Here is a 1449-nt window from a genome sequence, read left to right as displayed (position 1 = left end):
CACTTGCGTAAAAATAACAGCTATAGATTCAGTTATATATGATGAAAATACTTGTGAACGATTTGTATAAGCAGTAGCAGCAAGAGGGCCAATAATTAAACATAGAGCTAATTCAACATAACGAATTGCCCCAACTATCGCAAATATGAGTATACATATCACCCATATTAGAGCTAATAAAATAACATTTATAGTAGCCATTCGAGGATTAGGGCCTATTAAATCTTCTACCATACCTTCACCACGACTACCTATATCCGTATCAATACCTAAGTCTGTAATAGAAGCAACAACCAAATTATTCACGCTAATTAACATATGAATAATTTCAGGAATTGCCCAAACTAACACCATTGAAACAGCTGTTGAACCAATTATTTCAGCATAGTTAGGTTCATCTTCACCTGTTGCATCATCTCTCGCTCCTTCTATTAGCCTTTTAACAAAAAAGAACACAATTAATGCTCCTGCAGAGTATTGTGACCAACTAACTAAGAGCTCAAGATTCGGAACTTTAGAAAGGTCAGTTTGTTTAATAATAAACTCACCTAACCAGTCAAACGCCCATGATGCAAATGATGTTGCTAACGTATTTAAGAAATCAACAATCATTTCATTCATCGTTTCGACTGGATTCAAAATAGAATCTAAAATATCCGCATGAGCTTTAGTTGGTAGTAAAAATAGGGAAATCAAAAGTATTGGTGCTAAAACTATGACTTTCTTTTTAAAGAAGGATCGTAGCAACATTAGTTAACACCTCTACTGATTGATTTCCTGGGGCAGAACTTTCAAAAATACCCCACATCCAATTCCCAATCCAAACAGCCGAACCTGCTAAGGCAACACCAATAATCGAACGCCCCATGCGGTCTTTTATTGCTTTTGTTTCGTGGGAATCGTCGGCTTTTGCAAGAGTAATACCACCTACAACTAATACTAAAATAATAATTGCAGGAACTAAGTATAATAACCAATCAGTAAATGTATTTAAAACTTCACGTAAGCCTGAAATAAATGGTGGCACGGAAGCAATAGTAGATAATATGTCCATCACGTGTCTTCACCCCCTTTCAAATCTCTAACTCTATTATAACGTATGCATGTTTACAAAAGCAAGTCTTGTCAAAAATTAAGATGTATCAAAATAACTAGAATTACTTAAATAGACAGCAGAAGGCTGCCCACCCACCACCGTATCCCTATATGTATACGAGTTTGGCCCATTCTTTTGTTTGTTTTTGACGGTCGTGAAATCGAAAACATTCGTTAGCTTTAATGTTGTTATCGCAGCTCGTCCTTTACCTTCAACCTCTTTGATTAATAGATTTTCATCAATCATTAGCTTAATGACTTCTTTGAATGTCGAGTAAGCTACACCGATTTGTTTGGCCAACTCTCGTTGAGATCCACAAACAGCATTATCGTTCTGTTTGATATAATCGATGA

Annotated in this window: 3 protein-coding genes; all 3 read right to left on the bottom strand. The window is 35.8% G+C overall.

All coding sequences use genetic code 11. The features are described 5' to 3' along the window. A partial coding sequence (locus tag U4E84_RS17300; protein WP_322533335.1) for a conjugal transfer protein TrbL family protein occupies window positions 1-750 on the bottom strand: 750 nt, incomplete at its 3' end. Then, complete coding sequence (locus tag U4E84_RS17295; protein WP_322533336.1) at window positions 728-1054, bottom strand: TrbC/VirB2 family protein; 327 nt, start codon at window positions 1052-1054, stop codon at window positions 728-730. The genes U4E84_RS17300 and U4E84_RS17295, both read right to left, overlap by 23 nt. 78 nt (window positions 1055-1132) lie before the next feature. Beyond that, window positions 1133-1449, bottom strand: a 317-nt coding sequence (locus U4E84_RS17290; protein ID WP_322533334.1) for a replication/maintenance protein RepL, incomplete at its 5' end; no start/stop codon positions are given.

It is taken from the genome of Halorubrum sp. AD140, assembly GCF_034497445.1.
Taxonomy (GTDB): Archaea; Halobacteriota; Halobacteria; order Halobacteriales; family Haloferacaceae; genus Halorubrum.
This window is presented reverse-complemented; position numbering and strand designations above follow the sequence as displayed.

Excerpts from the sequence above, each read along its gene's own strand:
- U4E84_RS17295 (WP_322533336.1), bottom strand. The coding sequence starts at position 1,054 with ATGGACATATTATCTACTATTGCTTCCGTGCCACCATTTATTTCAGGC.